General features: G+C 68.7%; 13 protein-coding genes and 1 tRNA gene. 9 read left to right on the forward strand and 5 right to left on the reverse strand.

What is annotated here, in order from left to right:
* Window positions 1–126: 126 nt before the first annotated feature.
* Genes ACJA3G_RS01910 through rpmH form a run of 5 tightly spaced genes read right to left on the reverse strand, consistent with a single transcriptional unit; the run spans window position 127 to window position 2,800 of the window.
* Window positions 127–636: a protein jag gene (locus ACJA3G_RS01910; protein ID WP_406551075.1), complete on the reverse strand. Its 510-nt coding sequence runs from the start codon at window positions 634–636 to the stop codon at window positions 127–129.
* A gap of 14 nt (window positions 637–650) precedes the next feature.
* A complete protein-coding gene (gene yidC / locus ACJA3G_RS01915) occupies window positions 651–1,937 on the reverse strand; it encodes a membrane protein insertase YidC (protein WP_406551076.1) in 1,287 nt (428 codons plus the stop codon).
* A gap of 3 nt (window positions 1,938–1,940) precedes the next feature.
* Window positions 1,941–2,276 (reverse strand): membrane protein insertion efficiency factor YidD, encoded by a 336-nt coding sequence (gene yidD, locus ACJA3G_RS01920; protein ID WP_358833464.1) that lies wholly within the window; start codon window positions 2,274–2,276, stop codon window positions 1,941–1,943.
* Entirely contained in the window at window positions 2,273–2,644 is a 372-nt protein-coding gene (gene rnpA / locus ACJA3G_RS01925) for a ribonuclease P protein component (protein ID WP_101389153.1), read from the reverse strand. Before rnpA ends, yidD begins: the two co-directional genes overlap by 4 nt.
* An 18-nt stretch (window positions 2,645–2,662) precedes the next feature.
* Complete coding sequence (rpmH, locus tag ACJA3G_RS01930) at window positions 2,663–2,800, reverse strand: 50S ribosomal protein L34 (RefSeq protein WP_406551077.1); 138 nt, start codon at window positions 2,798–2,800, stop codon at window positions 2,663–2,665.
* Window positions 2,801–3,185: 385 nt separating this feature from the next.
* Here rpmH and dnaA point away from each other — a divergent pair, with 385 nt between their 5' ends.
* The 9 genes from dnaA to ACJA3G_RS01975 all read left to right on the forward strand — a co-directional run bounded on the left by dnaA (window position 3,186) and on the right by ACJA3G_RS01975 (window position 15,791).
* On the forward strand, window positions 3,186–4,979 hold the full coding sequence (gene dnaA / locus ACJA3G_RS01935) for a chromosomal replication initiator protein DnaA (RefSeq protein WP_406551078.1): 1,794 nt from the start codon (window positions 3,186–3,188) through the stop codon (window positions 4,977–4,979).
* A gap of 895 nt (window positions 4,980–5,874) precedes the next feature.
* Window positions 5,875–7,005 carry a DNA polymerase III subunit beta gene (dnaN, locus tag ACJA3G_RS01940; RefSeq protein WP_406551079.1) on the forward strand — a complete coding sequence of 377 codons (1,131 nt, stop codon included), beginning with the start codon at window positions 5,875–5,877 and terminating at the stop codon, window positions 7,003–7,005.
* A 118-nt stretch (window positions 7,006–7,123) separates the two neighbouring features.
* A complete protein-coding gene (gnd, locus tag ACJA3G_RS01945; RefSeq protein ID WP_067162137.1) occupies window positions 7,124–8,002 on the forward strand; it encodes a phosphogluconate dehydrogenase (NAD(+)-dependent, decarboxylating) in 879 nt (292 codons plus the stop codon).
* A gap of 43 nt (window positions 8,003–8,045) precedes the next feature.
* Window positions 8,046–9,167 (forward strand): DNA replication/repair protein RecF, encoded by a 1,122-nt coding sequence (recF, locus tag ACJA3G_RS01950; protein ID WP_406551080.1) that lies wholly within the window; start codon window positions 8,046–8,048, stop codon window positions 9,165–9,167.
* Entirely contained in the window at window positions 9,164–9,715 is a 552-nt protein-coding gene (locus ACJA3G_RS01955) for a DUF721 domain-containing protein (RefSeq protein ID WP_406551081.1), read from the forward strand. Before recF ends, ACJA3G_RS01955 begins: the two co-directional genes overlap by 4 nt.
* A gap of 514 nt (window positions 9,716–10,229) precedes the next feature.
* Window positions 10,230–12,293 carry a DNA topoisomerase (ATP-hydrolyzing) subunit B gene (gyrB, locus tag ACJA3G_RS01960; RefSeq protein ID WP_406551082.1) on the forward strand — a complete coding sequence of 688 codons (2,064 nt, stop codon included), beginning with the start codon at window positions 10,230–10,232 and terminating at the stop codon, window positions 12,291–12,293.
* A 44-nt stretch (window positions 12,294–12,337) separates the two neighbouring features.
* On the forward strand, window positions 12,338–14,950 hold the full coding sequence (gyrA, locus tag ACJA3G_RS01965) for a DNA gyrase subunit A (RefSeq protein ID WP_406551083.1): 2,613 nt from the start codon (window positions 12,338–12,340) through the stop codon (window positions 14,948–14,950).
* A gap of 87 nt (window positions 14,951–15,037) precedes the next feature.
* Window positions 15,038–15,607 (forward strand): DUF3566 domain-containing protein, encoded by a 570-nt coding sequence (locus tag ACJA3G_RS01970; protein ID WP_406551084.1) that lies wholly within the window; start codon window positions 15,038–15,040, stop codon window positions 15,605–15,607.
* Between the two features lie 110 nt (window positions 15,608–15,717).
* Window positions 15,718–15,791: transfer RNA gene (locus ACJA3G_RS01975), tRNA-Ile, on the forward strand.
* Window positions 15,792–15,955 lie beyond the last annotated feature (164 nt).

The following is a 15,955-nucleotide window of genomic DNA, read 5'->3' on the forward strand; positions in this document are numbered from 1 at the left end:
TTCCCGCGCTGGGTGGCTTGACTATCAGGCTGACAAAGATCGGCCCCGTCTGCGAACAGACGGGGCCGAGGCCGGGGATCCCGGGGGACGGGCCCCCGGGATCCCCGGCAGAGAACTACAGACCGCTCAGGCGGGGAGCACGATGACGAAGCGCTGCGGCTCCTCGCCCTCGGACTCGCTGCGCAGACCGGCCGCGGCGACCGCGTCGTGCACGACCTTGCGCTCGAACGGCGTCATCGGCTGGAGCTTCACCGGCTCGCCCGAGCTCTTGACCTCGGCCGCGGTCTTGGCACCCAGTTCGGCCAGTTCCGTACGCTTCTTGGCCCGGAAGCCCGCGATGTCGAGCATCAGACGGCTGCGGTCACCCGTCTCCCGGTGCACGGCCAGCCGCGTCAGCTCCTGGAGCGCCTCCAGCACCTCACCGTCACGGCCGACGAGCTTCTGCAGGTCACGGCTGCCGGCGTCGCTGACGATCGAGACCGCGGCACGGTCCGCCTCGACGTCCATATCGATGTCGCCGTCCAGGTCGGCGATGTCGAGCAGGCCCTCCAGGTAGTCGGCGGCGATCTCCCCCTCCTGCTCCAGGCGGGACAGGGTGTCGACACCCTCGGCGGCCGGGATGGTGCCTTCCGTCACGGATGGACTCCTTCTTACTTCTTGGACGGGTGCTTGGGCCGCTGCTGACCCTTGCGCTGTCCGGACTGGGCCTTGCTGCGTGCGGTACCGGAGGCGGGCTTGCCCGCCGTCTTGGACTTGGCCGCCTGCGGCGCGTCCTGCTTCGCCTCGGCGTCCTCGTCCGACGTGCCCTTGTCCAGCGAGGTCTTCGCCGGCTCCTCACCGTCGCCGCCGCCCTGCGCGGCGGTCGCACCGGCCTGGCGCTGGGCCTTGGTCAGGCGCTTGGGCTGCTGGCGCCTGGCGCCGGCGGCCTCCGCCTCGGCCACCGCGGGGTCGCTCTTGACCACGGTGCCGTCCGCCTGGGCCGCGAAGCCCTGCTTGGCCAGACCGGAGATGAACTTGCGCTCGTTGTCGTTGCGGTCCGGGCCCTTGGCCACGATCGCCTGCACGACGGCCCGGCGGCGCTTGCCCCGCACCTCGTTGTGGGTCGCGACGCTCTTGCTCAGCCGCTCCAGGTAGCTGGCCTGCGCCTTGGAACCCGGCGTCGGGTTCTGGTTGATCACGTACATCTGCTGGCCCATGGTCCACACGTTGGTGGTGAGCCAGTAGACGAGGACACCGACGGGGAAGTTGATACCCATCACGGCGAACATGACCGGGAAGACGTACATCAGCATCTTCTGCTGCTGCATGAACGGCGTCTTGACCGACAGGTCGACGTTCTTCGTCATCAGCTGGCGCTGGGTGAAGAACTGCGACGCGGACATCATCACGATCATGATCGCGGTGATCACGCGGACGTCGGTGAGCGTGGCGCCGAGGCTCTCGACCTTGTGGGCGCTGTCCGTGAACTTGGCGGCCAGCGGGGCGCCGAAGATGTGGGCCTTCTGGGCGCTCTCCAGCAGCGGCTGGTTGATCACGCCGATGGTCTTGCCGCTCGCGATGCCCGAGAGCACGTGGTAGAGGGCGAAGAAGAACGGCGACTGCGCCAGGATGGGAAGGCACGAGGAGAGCGGGTTGGTGCCCGTCTCCTTGTACAGCTTCATCATCTCTTCGGACTGACGCTGCTTGTCGCTCTTGTAGCGCTCCTGGATCGCCTTCATCTTCGGCTGGAGCGCCTGCATGTTCCGGGTCGACTTGATCTGCTTCACGAAGAGCGGGATCAGACAGATCCGGATCAGCACCACCAGGGACACGATGGACAGTCCCCAGGCCCAGCCCGTGTCCGGCCCGAAGATCGCGCCGTACAACTTGTGGAACTGGACGATGACCCAGGAAACAGGCCAGGTGATGAAGCTGAACAGACTGGCAATCGTGTCCACTAATCAGGCTCCTTGAGCATTGGGCGAGGTCTCTGCGGCCGGGCTGGGCTCGGTCTCAGCGGCGGAGTGCCCGCCCTTGCTGCCGCGCCAGGCGTTGCGCAGCGCCTCGTGCCAACGAGGGCGCTTGCGTTCGGGGACGTAGTCCACGCCGCCGGGCGACCACGGGTTGCACCGCAGAATGCGCCAGGCGGTCAGTGCCGTGCCCTTCACCGCGCCATGCCGGTCAATGGCCGTGAATCCGTAGTGGGAACACGACGGGTAGTACCTGCAGACGGGCCCGAGCAGCGGGCTGATCGTCCACTGGTACAGCTTGATCAGGGCCAGCAGCGGGTACTTCATCGCGCACCCCCTCCCAGCAGCCGCTGGAGGGCGGCGTCCAGGTCTCGGGCCAGATGTGCATGATCGGCATCACCCGCGCCGGGCAATGCTCGTACGACCACCAGGCTACCGGGGGGCAGCTGGGACAGCCGATCGCGCATCAGATGGCGAAGCCTGCGCTTCACCAGGTTGCGGACGACCGCTACACCCACGGCCTTGCTGACGACGAAACCCGCACGCGTCGGGGGAGCGCTCTCCCCAGGCGCGTGCGGGTCCGTTGCACCGCTGCGTAGATGGACGACGAGGAGCGGGCGACCGGCCCGGCGTCCTCGGCGTACCGCGGTCGCGAAGTCTTCGCGCCGCCTCAGCCGATTCTCGGTAGGCAGCACGTCATGACCTGTATGCGATTAGGCGGACAGGCTGGCGCGGCCCTTGCCACGACGGTTCGAGAGGATGGCGCGGCCGGCACGGGTACGCATCCGCAGGCGGAAGCCGTGGGTCTTGGCGCGACGGCGGTTGTTCGGCTGGAAGGTGCGCTTGCTCACTCGGGGGCTCCAGAAATGATTCGGTGGTGGCGGGACATCGCCTGGCTGTCACCGTGCGCCCACGAGAAGCTCGCAATACACGAAGCTCGTACAACGCCCAAGTGCACCGCTTCACGATCACAGACCGTGATCTTTGCCCATCGGAGGCAGGCGGCAGCAGCCATCGACAACTCGACCTGGTTACGGTACGCGCGGCTACGCCATCCGGTCAAACCAGCCTCTTCACGGGGGCCACTGTGCACAGCCTGTGGACAACAACTTGAACCACGTCAGTCGCCCCGACTACCGTGGCTCGACCCCGACTCTTTTCCTTTCTGTCCTTGCCTGTCCTTCCATCCCGTCCCGAGAACCACACATTCGTGGGACCTGCGAGAGAGCGTGCCTTGTGGCTGACGTACCTGCCGATCTTGCCGCAGTGTGGCCACGAGTGCTGGAGCAGCTCCTCGGGGAGGGCCAGCAGGGCATCGAGCCCAAGGACAAGCAGTGGATCGAGCGCTGCCAGCCGCTCGCCCTGGTCGCCGACACCGCGCTGCTCGCCGTCCCCAACGAATGGGGCAAGCGCGTCCTGGAGGGCCGGCTGGCCCCGCTGATCAGCGACACGCTCAGCCGTGAGTGCGGGCGCACGATCCGGATCGCGATCACCGTCGACGACTCCGTGGGCGAGCCTCCCGGCGGCGGGGGCCAGTCCGCGCAGCAGCAGCCCCCGCGCTACCAGGACGACTCCTACGGCCGCCCGGCCGACGACGGACTGCCGACGGTTCGCCCGGCCTATCCGGAGTACCAGCAGCAGCGCCCCGAGCCCGGCGCCTGGCCGCGTGCCCAGGAGGACCTGTCCTGGCAGCAGCAGCGCCTCGGCGGTTTCCAGGAGCGCGACCCGTACGCGACCGCCCGCCCGCAGCAGCCGCAGCACGACTACCGGCAGCCGCAGATGCCCGAGCGTTCGCAGTACGAGCAGCAGCACCAGCACCAGCAGCACCAGCAGTACGAGCAGCAGGAGCGGCAGCCGTACAAGCCGGAGCGCCACGAGCTCCCCGAGCCGCCGTCCCAGCAGCACCACGGCGGCCCGCAGCAGGGTGGCGGCGGCCCGCGTCCGATGGGCGGCCCCTCGTCCTCCTCGGCGCCCCAGCCGGGCGGTCCCGGCGAGCCGCACGCCCGGCTGAACCCCAAGTACCTCTTCGACACGTTCGTCATCGGTTCCTCGAACCGGTTCGCGCACGCGGCGGCGGTGGCCGTCGCCGAGGCGCCCGCCAAGGCGTACAACCCGCTCTTCATCTACGGGGAGTCGGGCCTTGGCAAAACGCATCTGCTGCACGCCATCGGGCACTACGCCCGCAGCCTCTATCCCGGCACGCGGGTGCGCTATGTGAGCTCCGAGGAGTTCACCAACGAGTTCATCAACTCCATCCGCGACGGCAAGGGCGACACCTTCCGCAAGCGGTACCGGGACGTGGACATCCTCCTGGTCGACGACATCCAGTTCCTGGCGAGCAAGGAGTCGACGCAGGAGGAGTTCTTCCACACCTTCAACACGCTCCACAACGCCAACAAGCAGATCGTGCTCTCCTCCGACCGGCCGCCCAAGCAGCTGATGACGCTGGAGGACCGGCTGCGGAACCGTTTCGAGTGGGGTCTGACCACCGATGTGCAGCCGCCGGAGCTGGAGACGCGTATCGCGATCCTCCGTAAGAAGGCGGTGCAGGAGCAGCTCAACGCCCCGCCGGAGGTGCTGGAGTTCATCGCCTCCCGTATCTCGCGGAACATCCGGGAGCTGGAGGGCGCGCTGATCCGGGTGACGGCGTTCGCGTCGCTCAACCGGCAGCCGGTGGACCTCGGGCTGACCGAGATCGTGCTGAAGGACCTGATCCCCGGCGGGGAGGACTCGGCGCCCGAGATCACGGCCGGCGCCATCATGGCGGCGACCGCCGACTACTTCGGGCTCACCGTCGAGGACCTGTGCGGATCCTCGCGCAGCCGGGTCCTGGTGACGGCCCGCCAGATCGCCATGTACCTGTGCCGTGAGCTCACCGATCTCTCGCTGCCGAAGATCGGCGCGCAGTTCGGCGGTCGCGACCACACCACGGTGATGCACGCCGATCGCAAGATCCGCGCGCTGATGGCGGAGCGGCGCTCCATCTACAACCAGGTCACCGAGCTCACCAACCGCATCAAGAACGGCTGAGACGGACCGCTCACAGAGCCTCTCAGGGCGCCCGGGACACCGTCCCGGGCGCCCTTTTCGTCGCCCGGAAACGGCCCGCCACGCGCGCGCGGGCGGTCGTCCCCACCTCTGTGGACGGTCCGCGCGGCCGTTCCGTACGGCTCGCGGGGGCCGCCGGTGTTCGAATACATGCCGGTCAGCGGGGGTTCTCCACAGATTCGGGGACTTTTCCCCGTCCACACCCTGGGGACTGTTCAGTTGTCCAGATTGCTTCCACAGGCTGTCGCCCTGATACTCCATCACCCCAGGTCAAGTGCTTGTGGATTTGTGCGCGAGCGCCCTCCACAGGCTGTGGACGAAATCTCTGTCCACAGCCTGTGGTCAAAGTTGTCCACCGGCGGCCCACAGGCTGGGGCATGTTGCCCACAGCTTCTCCACAGCGCTGTCCACTGTTCGGCAACGCAACACCCCCCGTCACCGGGTCGAGTGAAAGGCGTCACACCAACGAGCCGGGTTGGCCTGTGGGGAACCGGGGTAAAGCTGGGGACAGCTCTGGGGAGAAGTAGGCCCTGCCTGTGCATCGGGTGTGCAGAACTTTCGGGTGTCCACAGAACCGGTGAGTTGTCCACCGGCTCCACCCACAGGCGCGGTGGACAAAAAACCGGGTCTGACCTGCGAAAACGGGGTTATCCACCGTTTCCACAGGCCCTACTACTACTGCCACTTAGAGTTAGCTCGGATTCCGCTTCGAAGTGGGGGCTGTGCACAACTCGGGCCCGGCGGCTCCCGGACCTCTCGGCACGACTTGACCCCGACTCGCACCGAGTGTCAGCGGCGTACGTCAGACTGGTCCCCGGCGATACAGCCGACGACGAAAGCCAGCAGGGCGAGCCAGCAACAGCAGGAGGCGGTTCCGGTGAAGATCCGGGTGGAGCGCGATGTTCTCGCGGAGGCGGTGGCGTGGGTGGCCCGCAGCCTCCCGGCCCGTCCGCCCGCGCCCGTGCTCGCGGGCCTTCTTCTGAAGGCGGAGGACGGCGCCCTCAGCTTCTCCAGCTTCGACTACGAGGTCTCGGCGCGGGTCTCGGTCGAGGCCGAGGTCGACGAGGACGGCACGGTGCTCGTCTCCGGCCGCCTGCTCGCCGACATCTGCCGCGCCCTCCCCAACCGCCCGGTGGAGATTTCCACAGACGGTGTACGGGCGACGGTGGTCTGCGGCTCCTCCCGCTTCACCCTCCACACCCTTCCTGTGGAGGAGTACCCGGCGCTGCCGCAGATGCCGACCGCGACCGGCACCGTTCCCGGTGAGATCTTCGCCTCCGCCGCCGCCCAGGTCGCCATCGCCGCCGGGCGCGACGACACCCTGCCTGTGCTGACCGGTGTGCGGATCGAGATCGAGGGCGACACGGTCACCCTCGCCTCCACCGACCGCTACCGCTTCGCGGTCCGCGAGTTCCTGTGGAAGCCGGAGAACCCGGACGCGTCCGCGGTCGCCCTGGTGCCCGCCAAGACGCTCCTGGACACCGCCAAGGCCCTGACCAGCGGCGACACGGTCACGCTCGCGCTGTCGGGCTCGGGCGCCGGTGAGGGCCTGATCGGCTTCGAGGGCGCCGGCCGGCGGACCACCACCCGCCTGCTCGAAGGCGACCTGCCGAAGTACCGGACGCTGTTCCCCACGGAGTTCAACTCGGTCGCGGTGATCGAGACCGCGCCCTTCGTCGAGGCGGTCAAGCGCGTCTCCCTGGTCGCCGAGCGCAACACGCCGGTCCGGCTCAGCTTCGAGCAGGGCGTGCTCATCCTGGAGGCGGGCTCCAGCGACGACGCACAGGCTGTGGAAAGGGTCGACGCCAACCTGGAGGGCGACGACATCTCGATCGCCTTCAACCCGACCTTCCTGCTCGACGGCCTGAGCGCCATCGACTCCCCGGTCGCGCAGCTCTCCTTCACCACCTCGACCAAGCCGGCGCTGCTGAGCGGCAAGCCCGCGCTCGACGCCGAGGCGGACGACGCGTACAAGTACCTGATCATGCCGGTGCGCCTCTCCGGCTGACCTGGCTGACCGGTGCGGAGCCGCGTTCGTCTGAGCGGCCGACCCCACAGGTGTGTACCCAGGTCCGGGCGTAGTCTCGGACACGGGTACGAACGCCACAACGTCAAAGGATCATGTGATGGAGCTCGGTCTCGTCGGCCTCGGCAAGATGGGCGGCAACATGCGCGAGCGGATTCGCCGCGCAGGCCACACCGTCATCGGTTACGACCGCAACCCGGACGTCGCCGATGTCCACAGCCTCGAAGAACTTGTGGGCAAGCTCAAGGGTCCGCGGGTGGTCTGGGTGATGGTCCCGGCCGGTGCCGCGACCCAGTCGACCATCGACGAGCTGGCGGAGCTGCTCTCCCCCGGCGACGTCGTCGTCGACGGCGGCAACTCGCGCTGGACCGACGACGAGAAGCACGCCGTGGAGCTGGGCCTCAAGGGCATCGGCTTCGTCGACTGCGGTGTCTCCGGCGGCGTCTGGGGCCTGGAGAACGGCTACGCGCTGATGTACGGCGGCGACGCCGAGAACGTGGCGAAGGTCCAGCCGGTCTTCGACGCGCTCAAGCCCGAGGGCGAGTTCGGCTCGGTCCACGCGGGCAAGGTCGGCGCCGGCCACTTCGCCAAGATGGTCCACAACGGCATCGAGTACGCGATGATGCAGGCGTACGCCGAGGGCTGGGAGCTCCTGGAGAAGGTCGACTCCGTCACCGACGTCCGCGAGGTCTTCCGCAGCTGGCAGGAGGGCACGGTCATCCGTTCCTGGCTGCTGGACCTGGCGGTCAACGCCCTCGACGAGGACGAGCACCTCGACCAGCTGCGCGGCTTCGCGGCGGACTCCGGCGAGGGCCGGTGGACCGTGGAGGCGGCCATCGACAACGCCGTTCCGCTGCCCGCCATCACCGCGTCGCTGTTCGCGCGGTTCGCGTCCCGGCAGGACGACTCCCCCCAGATGAAGATGATCGCGGCGCTGCGCAACCAGTTCGGTGGCCACGCGGTCGAGTCCAAGAAGTAATCCACAGGCTGTTGGCAGGGCCGGGGGAGGTCGGCGCACCACCATGCACGTCACGCATCTCTCGCTGGCCGACTTCCGCTCGTACGCCCGGGTCGAGGTTCCGCTCGACCCGGGCGTCACCGCGTTCGTGGGGGCCAACGGCCAGGGCAAGACCAACCTCGTCGAGGCGGTCGGCTATCTGGCGACCCTGGGCAGCCACCGCGTCTCCTCGGACGCGCCCCTGGTGCGCATGGGCGCCGAACGGGCGGTCATCCGCGCGGCCGTGACCCAGGGCGAGCGCTCCCAGCTGATCGAGCTGGAACTCAACCCCGGCCGCGCGAACCGGGCCCGTATCAACCGGTCCTCGCAGGTCAAACCGCGTGACGTGCTGGGGATAGTGCGGACCGTCCTCTTCGCGCCGGAGGACCTGGCGCTGGTCAAGGGCGACCCCGGGGAGCGGCGCCGCTTCCTGGACGAGCTGGTCACCGCGCGCTCCCCGCGCATGGCGGCCGTCCGCTCCGACTACGACCGCGTCCTCAAGCAGCGCAACACCCTGCTGAAGTCGGCGGCGATGGCCCGGCGCCACGGTGGCCGCGGCATGGACCTGTCCACGCTCGACGTCTGGGACCAGCATCTGGCCCGGGTCGGGGCGGAGCTGCTCGCCCAGCGGCTCGACCTGATCGCGACGCTCCAGCCGCTCGCCGACAAGGCGTACGAGGCGCTGGCGCCCGGCGGCGGGCCGGTGGCGCTGGAGTACAAGCCGTCGGCGCAGGGCGAGGCGGCCGGCCGCGAGGAGCTGTACGGGCAGCTGATCGCCGCGCTCGCCGACGTACGCAAGCAGGAGATCGAGCGCGGGGTGACCCTGGTCGGGCCGCACCGCGACGACCTGCTGCTCAAGCTCGGCCGGCTTCCGGCCAAGGGGTACGCCAGCCACGGCGAGTCCTGGTCCTACGCCCTGGCGCTGCGGCTCGCCTCCTACGACCTGCTGCGGGCCGAGGGCAACGAACCGGTGCTGGTCCTGGACGACGTCTTCGCGGAGCTGGACGTCCGGCGCCGCGAGCGGCTGGCGGAGCTGGTCGCCCCGGGCGAGCAGGTGCTGGTCACGGCGGCCGTGGACGACGATGTGCCGGCCGTCCTCGCCGGGGCCCGGTACGAGGTCGCCGCGGGAGAGGTGGCGCGGGTATGAGCGAGCACTCCGGAAACGAGACGCCGGCACCCAGGGTTCCCGAGTCCTCCGGCGTCGACCTCGCGCGCGTGGCGCTGCGCGCGGCCAAGGAGCAGGCCAAGGCGCGGGGCGCCGCGGCCCAGCAGAAGAAGCAGGCCCGCCGCGGCGGCGGCCTGCGCTCGGGCGCCCGGGCCGACGGGCGCGACCCGCAGCCGCTGGGCGCCGCCATCAACCGGCTGATCACCGAGCGCGGCTGGGAGACCCCGGCCGCGGTGGGCGGCGTGATGGGCCGCTGGCCGCAGATCGTCGGCGACGACCTGGCCAACCACTGCGTGCCGCTGCGCTACGACGAGGACCCCGACGAGCGCGTTCTCACGGTGCAGTGCGACTCCACGGCGTGGGCGACACAGCTGCGTCTGCTCGCGCCCCAGCTGGTGGCCCGGCTCAACGCCGACCTGGGCCACGGCACGGTACGGATGATCAAGGTCCTGGGGCCTGGCGGGCCGCCGACGCGGTACGGGCGCCTGCGGGCCCCGGGAAGCACGGGACCGGGCGACACGTACGGGTGAGGGGCCCCGGGAGGCCGCGTGACTGCTCGGGCCGTCGTCCCTGTCCCCGATGTGTGCCCGCCGTCCTTCTTTCTCCCACGCGCGCGTGCCCGCGCGACGCCCCGACTGCGGCGGACCGCCGTCAGGGGCGGGAAGCAGCAGCGCAGACCTCCGTCGGCATCCTGCGCGCACCATCCGCGCACCCTCCGCGCGGCGGGAAACCGGGCGGTACGGGTGAGGCGTCCCTCACGGTAGCCGGAGGTTGACAGGCCGAAGCGCTGAATGCCCGCGTGAGGCTCTTAGAGCCCCTGCTCGGATATGGGGAGTCGGACGCCGCCCGCTCAGGGCGGCACATGCGGACTCAGGTACCGGCAAACCCCCATTCATGTCGGCGCTACCGGTAGACTGGTCAATAATCCCGCCCTCCTCGCGGGACCCACCGAAATGACGCGGTCGGGTGATGCCCCCAACGGCACCGCCCGGCGCTGACCATCGCTGAACGACGCAGCTGCTCCTGTCTGCCCAGGGGAAGGCTGTGCTGTGCCAGAAAGGGCGCTTCGTGGCCGATTCCGGCAACCCCAACGAGAACACCCCGTCCGCTGCCGCCGGCCAGAACGGCGAGGTCACCGCCTCGTACGACGCCAGCGCCATCACCGTCCTCGAAGGTCTGGACGCGGTCCGCAAGCGACCCGGCATGTACATCGGCTCGACGGGCGAGCGCGGTCTGCACCACCTGGTGCAAGAGGTCGTCGACAACTCCGTCGACGAGGCCCTCGCCGGCCACGCGGACACGATCGACGTCACGATCCTCGCCGACGGCGGCGTGCGCGTCGTCGACAACGGCCGCGGCATCCCCGTGGACATGCACCCCGTGGAGAAGAAGCCGGCCGTCGAGGTCGTCCTGACCGTGCTGCACGCGGGCGGCAAGTTCGGCGGCGGTGGCTACGCCGTCTCCGGTGGTCTGCACGGTGTCGGCGTCTCCGTGGTGAACGCCCTGTCGACCAAGCTCGCGGTCGACATCAAGCGCGACGGCTACCGCTGGACGCAGGACTACAAGCTCGGCGTCCCCACCGCCCCCCTCGCCAAGCACGAGGCGGTCGAGGAGAGCGGCACCACGGTGACGTTCTGGGCCGACCCGGACGTCTTCGAGACCACCGAGTACTCCTTCGAGACGCTCGCGCGGCGCTTCCAGGAGATGGCCTTCCTCAACAAGGGCCTCACCATCAAGCTCACGGACGAGCGGGAGTCGGCCAAGGCCGTCTCCGGGGCGGACTCGGCCGAGGAGTCGGAGGAGGAGCGCGCGCTCTCGGTCTCGTACCACTACGAGGGCGGCATCGTCGACTTCGTGAAGTACCTGAACTCGCGCAAGGGTGAGCTGATCCACCCGACCGTGATCGACGTGGAGGCCGAGGACAAGGAGCGCATGCTCTCGGCCGAGATCGCGATGCAGTGGAACTCCCAGTACACCGAGGGCGTTTACTCCTTTGCGAACACCATCCACACGCACGAGGGGGGTACGCATGAGGAGGGATTCCGCGCCGCGCTCACGGGCCTGGTCAACCGGTACGCCCGGGACAAGAAGCTGCTGCGCGAGAAGGACGACAACCTCTCCGGCGAGGATATCCGCGAGGGTCTGACGGCGATCATCTCGATCAAGCTGGGCGAGCCGCAGTTCGAGGGCCAGACCAAGACCAAGCTGGGCAACACCGAGGCGAAGACGTTCGTCCAGAAGCTGGTGCACGAGCACCTGACCGACTGGTTCGACCGGAATCCCAACGAGGCCGCGGACATCATCCGCAAGTCCATCCAGGCGCAGACGGCCCGTGTCGCCGCCCGCAAGGCGCGCGACCTGACCCGACGCAAGGGCCTGCTGGAGAGCGCCTCCCTGCCCGGCAAGCTCTCCGACTGCCAGTCCAACGACCCGACGAAGTGCGAGATCTTCATCGTCGAGGGTGACTCCGCCGGTGGTTCGGCGAAGTCCGGCCGCAACCCGATGTACCAGGCCATCCTGCCGATCCGCGGCAAGATCCTGAACGTCGAGAAGGCCCGTATCGACAAGATCCTGCAGAACACCGAGGTCCAGGCGCTGATCTCGGCCTTCGGCACCGGAGTCCACGAGGACTTCGACATCGAGAAGCTCCGCTATCACAAGATCATTCTGATGGCGGACGCCGATGTCGACGGCCAGCACATCAACACCCTGCTGCTGACCTTCCTCTTCCGCTTCATGAGGCCGCTGGTCGAGGCCGGGCACGTGTACCTGTCGCGCCCGCCGCTCTACAAGATCAAGTGGGGCCGGGACGACTTCGAGTACGCGTACTCCGACCGTGAGCGCGACGCGCTCGTGGAGCTCGGCAAGCAGTCGGGCAAGCGGATCCGCGAGGACTCGATCCAGCGCTTCAAGGGTCTGGGCGAGATGAACGCCGAGGAACTGCGCGTCACGACCATGGACGTCGACCACCGCGTCCTGGGCCAGGTCACCCTGGACGACGCGGCCCAGGCCGACGACCTGTTCTCGGTGCTGATGGGCGAGGACGTCGAGGCGCGGCGCTCGTTCATCCAGCGCAACGCCAAGGACGTCCGCTTCCTCGACATCTGAGTCGGTCCGTCGCTGACCGCTTCGAAAGGACTTGAGAACCAGCAATGGCCGACGAGAACACTCCCGCGACCACTGAACCCACCGAGGAAGAACCTGTCCTGCGCATCGAGCCCGTCGGGCTCGAGACGGAGATGCAGCGCTCCTACCTCGACTACGCGATGTCCGTCATCGTCTCGCGCGCGCTGCCGGACGTACGGGACGGTCTGAAGCCCGTCCACCGCCGTGTGCTGTACGCGATGTACGACGGCGGCTACCGGCCCGAGAAGGGCTTCTACAAGTGCGCCCGCGTCGTCGGCGACGTCATGGGCACGTACCACCCGCACGGCGACTCCTCGATCTACGACGCGCTCGTCCGCCTCGCCCAGCACTGGTCGATGCGGATGCCGCTGGTGGACTCCAACGGCAACTTCGGCTCCCCGGGCAACGACCCGGCCGCCGCCATGCGGTACACCGAGTGCAAGCTGATGCCGCTGGCCATGGAGATGGTCCGGGACATCGACGAGGAGACCGTCGACTTCCAGGACAACTACGACGGCCGCAACCAGGAGCCGACGGTCCTGCCGGCGCGCTTCCCGAACCTGCTGGTCAACGGCTCCGCCGGCATCGCGGTCGGTATGGCCACCAACATCCCGCCGCACAACCTGCGCGAGGTCGCGGACGGCGCCCAGTGGTTCCTGTCGCACCCCGACGCCTCGCACGAGGAGCTCCTGGACGCGCTCATCGAGCGCATCAAGGGCCCCGACTTCCCGACCGGCGCCCTCGTGGTCGGCCGCAAGGGCATCGAGGACGCGTACCGCACCGGGCGCGGCTCCATCACCATGCGCGCCGTGGTCGCGGTCGAGGAGATCCAGAACCGCCAGTGCCTGGTGGTCACCGAGCTTCCGTACCAGGTCAACCCCGACAACCTGGCCCAGAAGATCGCCGACCTGGTGAAGGACGGCAAAGTCGGCGGCATCGCCGACGTGCGGGACGAGACCAGCTCCCGTACCGGCCAGCGCCTGGTCGTCGTGCTCAAGCGCGACGCGGTCGCCAAGGTCGTCCTCAACAACCTGTACAAGCACACCGACCTCCAGACGAACTTCGGCGCCAACATGCTGGCGCTCGTCGACGGCGTGCCGCGCACCCTCTCGCTGGACGCGTTCATCCGCCACTGGGTGACGCACCAGATCGAGGTCATCGTCCGGCGCACCAGGTTCCGGCTGCGCAAGGCCGAGGAGCGCGCCCACATCCTGCGCGGTCTGCTCAAGGCGCTCGACGCGATCGACGAGGTCATCGCGCTGATCCGGCGCAGCGACACCGTCGACGTCGCGCGCGAGGGCCTGATGGGCCTGCTCTCCATCGACGAGATCCAGGCCAACGCGATTCTGGAGATGCAGCTCCGCAGGCTCGCCGCCCTGGAGCGCCAGAAGATCGTCGCCGAGCACGACGAGCTCCAGGCGAAGATCAACGAGTACAACGCGATCCTCGCCTCGCCCGAGCGCCAGCGCCAGATCATCAGCGAGGAGCTGGCCGCGATCGTCGAGAAGTTCGGCGACGACCGGCGCTCGAAGCTGGTGCCCTTCGACGGTGACATGTCCATCGAGGACCTGATCGCCGAAGAGGACATCGTCGTCACCATCACCAACGGCGGCTACGTCAAGCGCACCAAGACCGAGGACTACCGGTCGCAGAAGCGCGGCGGCAAGGGCGTACGGGGCACCAAGCTGAAGCAGGACGACATCGTCGACCACTTCTTCGTCTCCACCACGCACCACTGGCTGCTGTTCTTCACCAACAAGGGCCGGGTCTACCGGGCCAAGGCGTACGAACTGCCGGACGCCGGCCGGGACGCGCGCGGCCAGCACGTGGCGAACCTGCTGGCCTTCCAGCCGGACGAGAAGATCGCCCAGATCCTCGCCATCCGCGACTACGAGGCGGCGCCCTACCTGGTCCTCGCCACCAAGTCCGGTCTGGTGAAGAAGACGTCGCTCAAGGACTACGACTCGCCCCGATCGGGTGGTGTCATCGCCATCAACCTCCGGGAGACCGAGGCCGGCGGCGAGGACGAGCTGATCGGCGCAGAACTGGTCTCCGCCGAGGACGATCTGCTGCTCATCAGCAAGAAGGCGCAGTCCATCCGCTTCACCGCGACGGACGACGCGCTGCGCCCGATGGGCCGCGCCACCTCCGGCGTCAAGGGGATGAGTTTCCGCGAAGGCGACGAGCTGCTCTCGATGAATGTCGTCCGGCCCGGTACTTTCGTGTTCACCGCCACCGACGGCGGGTACGCGAAGCGGACCCCCGTCGACGAGTACCGCGTCCAGGGTCGCGGTGGCCTCGGTATCAAGGCCGCCAAGATCGTCGAGGACCGGGGTTCGCTGGTCGGCGCGCTGGTGGTCGAGGAGACGGACGAAATCCTCGCCATCACGCTCGGCGGTGGTGTGATTCGTACGCGAGTCAACGAGGTCAGGGAGACGGGCCGTGACACCATGGGCGTCCAACTGATCAACCTGGGCAAGCGCGATGCCGTCGTCGGCATCGCTCGTAACGCCGAGGCCGGTCGCGAGGCTGAAGAGGTCGACGGTCCCGAGGGGACCGAGATCGACATGGCTGAGGGCGAGTCTGCCGAGGCCGCAGTCGAGGGCATCGAGCCCTCGGCCGGGGAGCACGAGGAGTAAAGCGTGAGTGGATCCACGGGCGCCGGATCGGCCGCTTCCGGAGCGAACGGTGCCCGTGGCCCTGCCGCGGACTCCCAGGGGGTAACGGTGACCGACACCCGCGGGCCTGAGGCCCGCTCCGACTACGGGGCGCTGCCCGGCGAGCGCGAGAAGCCCTCCTCGGGCACCGCGCAGCCGTACCACCCGCCGCAGGCCTATCCGTCCCAGAACGGGACGCAGGGCGGTCAGCAGCGCGGCGGCGGCCCCGCCGTCCGCCGCCCCCGCACGGGGGCGCGCACGACGCCGCGGACGCGCAAGGCACGGCTGCGGGTGGCCAAGGCCGACCCGTGGTCGGTGATGAAGGTCAGCTTCCTGCTCTCCATCGCGCTGGGCGTGTGCACGGTGGTGGCGTCGGCGGTGCTGTGGATGGTCATGGACGCCATGGGCGTCTTCTCGTCGGTGGGCGGGACCATCAGCGAGGCCACCGGCTCCAACGAGTCGAACGGCTTCGATCTGCAGTCCTTCCTGTCGCTGCCGCGTGTGCTGATGTTCACCTCGGTGATCGCGGTCATCGACGTGGTGCTCGCCACCGCGCTGGCGACGCTCGGCGCGTTCATCTACAACCTCTCGGCCGGTTTCGTGGGCGGCATCGAGCTCACGCTCGCCGAGGACGAGTAGCGCGGGTCGCCGCAGGTCGGACCGGGGGCGGCCATCGATTTTGGGACTGGCCCCCACGTGCGCTAATCTTCAGAGGTCAGCGCGCGGGGGGACACCCCGCAGAGCGCGGCGGGGCTATAGCTCAGTTGGTTAGAGCGCATCCCTGATAAGGATGAGGCCACAGGTTCAAATCCTGTTAGCCCCACAGTGCAGAAGGTCCCCGGACGAATCGTCCGGGGACCTTTTCGTTGTGCGGACGGGTCTTCGTGGATGGGTCTTCCTCGTGCCGACAGAACGCCGTTGTCCTGACCGGGCTTCGGTCGTGCCCCCCACGGCTTCACCGAACCATGGGCCGGGGGTCCGGTGGGG

This window comes from Streptomyces sp. YS-3, from assembly GCF_045257485.1.
Taxonomy (GTDB): domain Bacteria; phylum Actinomycetota; class Actinomycetes; order Streptomycetales; family Streptomycetaceae; genus Streptomyces.